A 3,473-nucleotide genomic window follows, 5' to 3' on the forward strand; every position below is an offset into this window, starting at 1 on the left:
GCAAACGCGGCGCGGATCCGAAGCTGGTGGGACTCGGTGACTGCGTCGACTGCACCCTGTGCGTGCAGGTCTGCCCGACGGGCATCGACATCCGCAACGGGCTTCAGGTCGGCTGCATCGCCTGCGCTGCGTGCGTGGACGTGTGCGATTCGGTCATGGACAAAATGGGTTATCCGAAGGGGCTCATACGCTACACCAGCGAAAACGCGCTGGAAGGCAAGCCGGTAAAGCTGTTGCGCCCGCGCGTGCTGATTTATACCGGCCTGCTGGCGGCGATTGTCGCGGCGCTGGTTATTGCCGTATTGTTACGCGTACCGCTCAAGCTCGACGTGATCCGCGACCGCAACGCCATGTATCGCGAGACTTTCGACGAAAAGATCGAGAATACCTATACGCTGAAAATCATGAACATGGACAACGAGGCGCATCGTTATGTACTTTCGGCGCACGGAATCAAAGGACTGCAGTTGCGCTCCGACCGCGCCGACATTGCGGTGGCCGCGGGCGAAGTGGTGGAAGCGCCGGTGAGCCTGCTGGTCGATCCGCACCACCTGTCGCAGCGCAGCACCCCGGTCTATTTCCGCGTGCAAGCGAGCGACGTGGATGGGCTGTCTGCCGAACAAAATGCGCGTTTCCTCGGTCCGGTGGAACGCGAGCATGAGGACAAGCATGAAACAAAGCATGACAAAGACTAACCGCTGGTACCGCGAGCCGATCATGTGGCTGGTGGTCGCGTTTCCGCTCACGTCCGTGATCGTCGGCTTCGTGAGCCTGGCGCTGGCGATCCGCTCCGACGACGGCATGGTGGAAGACGATTACTACAAGCAGGGCATGACCATCAATCGCATGCTGGATCGGGACAAGGCTGCCGCCGCACAGGACCTTACCGGCACCGTGGAACTGGATGCAACGCGTCACGAACTACTGGTCCGACTGACCGCGCGCCAGACGACGACCTTGCCCGACAATATTCAGCTCAAGTTGATGCACGCGACGCGCGCCGGCTTTGATCACAGTCTGGTGCTGCCGCGTCACGCCGACGGCACTTACCGCGCGCCCTTGCCCGAATTCGTGCCGGGCCACTGGGACGTGCAGCTCACCGCGCAGGACTGGCGTCTTACCGGATCGCTGTTCATGCCCGGCGATAACCGCCTCGTCATGCGCCCGGCCATTCCCTAAGGGTGACTAATAAAAATGAGCATCAGCACGAAACCCCCTCTCCTTCCGGGAGAGGGTAGGGGTGAGGGGGATCTAAATTCACCATGAAAAATCTCCCTCATCCTGTTTCCTGCCGGGGCGCACGAAAATTACGCGCGCCCGTTCGACGGCGCGGATGCACGTTAAGTGCATCCGCGACTGTCCCGTCGCACCTCCCTCAGGGAGAAGGAACCCAATTGGTTGCGTTATGGGCGGGGATTTCTTTTTGTCAGAGCTTCTAAGAAAAAGCTCATCCCATGCCAACGGAAATCACTCTCGTCTCGGCGTTTCTCGTCGGCCTGTTGGGTTCGACGCATTGCCTCGGCATGTGCGGCGGCATCGTGGGTGCGCTCACGCTCGGATTGCACGACGACATCCGCCGCTCTCCGGTCCGGCTTTTTCCTTATCTTGCCGCCTACAACATCGGACGCATCGCGAGCTACGCCATCGCCGGCGCTTTGCTGGGTGCCTTGAGTGCCAAGGCATTGAGCCTGGCTCCGCCGGCGCAGGTGCGCTGGATCGTGAAACTCGTCACCGGCGGTTTCATGATCGCACTCGGGCTTTACCTCGCCGGCTGGTGGCCGGGCCTCGCGGCGCTGGAACGCCTGGGCGGAAAACTCTGGGTACGCATCGAACCCTTCGGCCGGCGGTTTCTGCCGGTGGATCACCCGCTCAAAGCACTCGCGCTCGGGCTGGTGTGGGGCTGGCTGCCGTGCGGGCTGGTGTATTCGGCGCTCGCCTGGTCGCTGGCCTCGGGTGACGCCGTACAAGGCGCCGCGCTGATGCTCGCCTTCGGTCTGGGCACGCTGCCCATGCTGCTCGCCATGGGCGCCACCGCGCGTTGGCTCGGCCATGTCGCGCGCCTGGTCTGGGTGCGGCGCGGCGCGGGCGCATTGATCCTGCTATTCGGTCTGTACACGCTGTTCGCCCCCGGCGCACACTCGGGCCACGGCGGCGAGCATGCCGGCCATGACCCCTCGGCGCATCAACCCATGCAATAAAAATGTAGGGCGGGCAATGCCCGCCTTACAAACTACGCTACGCGGCGCTTTCTGCCGCGTCCGTTTGAACGCGTTGTCAGACGCGATGGTTTCTCCATGAACCGCCCCGTCACAAACTTATGCAGCACGCTCTCCACTTGTTACCGCTTGCAAGATTATCGATATATGATAACATCAGAACAATGATCGAGAGTTTTGGCAATCGGCTTGCTGAAGATTTGTTTTATGACAGAACCTCGAAAGAGGTGCGCCAGTTTCCCCCGGAACTGAGGCGTGCGGCACGGCGAAAATTGCTGTATTTGCATGATGCCGCGGAACTCGTGGACTTACGTACTCCACCGGGGAACCGGCTGGAGGCAAAAAAGGGACGGCTCGCCGGTTACTACTCGATCCGAATCAATGACCAGTGGCGCATTTTATTCCGATGGGAAGGCGGTAATGCCAAGGATGTTCAGGTTACCGATTACCACTGAATCCAATGTGCAGGAGTGTTAACGATGAGACAGCCCAAAAACCCATTTCACCCCGGCGAAATTCTCCTTGAGGAGTTCCTCAATCCCGCGGAAATCACCCAGTTGGCGTTTGCCAAGAAACTGGGTTGGACCCGAGCACGTCTGAACGAGCTTATCAAAGGCAAGCGCGGGATCACGGCTGAAGCAGCATTGGACCTGGCCAAGGCGCTGGGAACCTCCGCAAAGCTCTGGATGAATTTGCAGGCGACCTACGATCTCGATCAAGCGATGAAGCGGCGCAAGGCTGCATAAGTTTAATGTTGTGGGTACGTCGGCCATAAACCACTCGGCGCACCAGACCATGCCACAGGAGGGCCAATAATAATGTCAGCGCGCAAAATCAAAATGACCATCGGTTCGGTGACGCTTGAAGCCGAACTCTTGAAGACGCCGACCGCGGACGCCATCTGGAACGCGCTCCCGTTCACCTCCAAGGCGAATACCTGGGGCGACGAGGTTTATTTTTCCACGCCGGTGCACCTGAAACGCGAAGCCGACGCGCGCGACGTGGTGCAGGCCGGCGAGCTGGCATTCTGGACCGAGGGCGATTCCATCGCGATTGGTTTCGGCCGCACGCCGGTTTCACGCGGCGATGAAATCCGCCTCGCGTCACCGACCAACATCTGGGGCAAGGCGCTGGGAGACGTTAAACAGCTCAAGTCGGTCAAAGCGGGTGCTCCGATCAAGGTTGAGCAGGTCGGCTAGCGTCCCACAATAGTGTCTCAGTCTCAATTTCAAAATAAATGAGCCTGGCCCTTTTGAT

The 3,473-nt window shown here is 59.9% G+C and carries 6 protein-coding genes; all 6 read left to right on the forward strand.

The features are described 5' to 3' along the window. The coding region (locus WB402_RS13575; RefSeq protein ID WP_424208744.1) for a FixG Ig-like domain-containing protein at positions 1–695 on the forward strand (695 nt) is incomplete at its 5' end. Next, positions 682–1,179: a FixH family protein gene (locus tag WB402_RS13580; RefSeq protein ID WP_424208746.1), complete on the forward strand. Its 498-nt coding sequence runs from the start codon at positions 682–684 to the stop codon at positions 1,177–1,179. The genes WB402_RS13575 and WB402_RS13580, both read left to right, overlap by 14 nt. Before the next feature lie 275 nt (positions 1,180–1,454). Then, on the forward strand, positions 1,455–2,198 hold the full coding sequence (locus tag WB402_RS13585; protein ID WP_424208748.1) for a sulfite exporter TauE/SafE family protein: 744 nt from the start codon (positions 1,455–1,457) through the stop codon (positions 2,196–2,198). A gap of 182 nt (positions 2,199–2,380) precedes the next feature. Beyond that, the gene (locus WB402_RS13590) at positions 2,381–2,671 is read left to right on the forward strand and encodes a type II toxin-antitoxin system RelE/ParE family toxin (protein ID WP_424208750.1); all 291 of its coding nucleotides are present in this window, start codon (positions 2,381–2,383) and stop codon (positions 2,669–2,671) included. A gap of 24 nt (positions 2,672–2,695) precedes the next feature. Further along, complete coding sequence (locus WB402_RS13595; protein WP_424208752.1) at positions 2,696–2,962, forward strand: HigA family addiction module antitoxin; 267 nt, start codon at positions 2,696–2,698, stop codon at positions 2,960–2,962. A gap of 72 nt (positions 2,963–3,034) precedes the next feature. Continuing rightward, the gene (locus WB402_RS13600) at positions 3,035–3,415 is read left to right on the forward strand and encodes a cyclophilin-like fold protein (protein ID WP_424208753.1); all 381 of its coding nucleotides are present in this window, start codon (positions 3,035–3,037) and stop codon (positions 3,413–3,415) included. Positions 3,416–3,473 lie beyond the last annotated feature (58 nt).

The organism is Sulfuricaulis sp., from assembly GCF_049587675.1.
Lineage (GTDB): Bacteria > Pseudomonadota > Gammaproteobacteria > Acidiferrobacterales > Sulfurifustaceae > Sulfuricaulis.

Excerpts from the sequence above, each read along its gene's own strand:
- WB402_RS13585 (WP_424208748.1), top strand. The coding sequence starts at position 1,455 with ATGCCAACGGAAATCACTCTCGTCTCGGCGTTTCTCGTCGGCCTGTTG.
- WB402_RS13600 (WP_424208753.1), top strand. The coding sequence starts at position 3,035 with ATGTCAGCGCGCAAAATCAAAATGACCATCGGTTCGGTGACGCTTGAA.
- WB402_RS13595 (WP_424208752.1), top strand. The coding sequence starts at position 2,696 with ATGAGACAGCCCAAAAACCCATTTCACCCCGGCGAAATTCTCCTTGAG.
- WB402_RS13580 (WP_424208746.1), top strand. The coding sequence starts at position 682 with ATGACAAAGACTAACCGCTGGTACCGCGAGCCGATCATGTGGCTGGTG.
- WB402_RS13590 (WP_424208750.1), top strand. The coding sequence starts at position 2,381 with ATGATCGAGAGTTTTGGCAATCGGCTTGCTGAAGATTTGTTTTATGAC.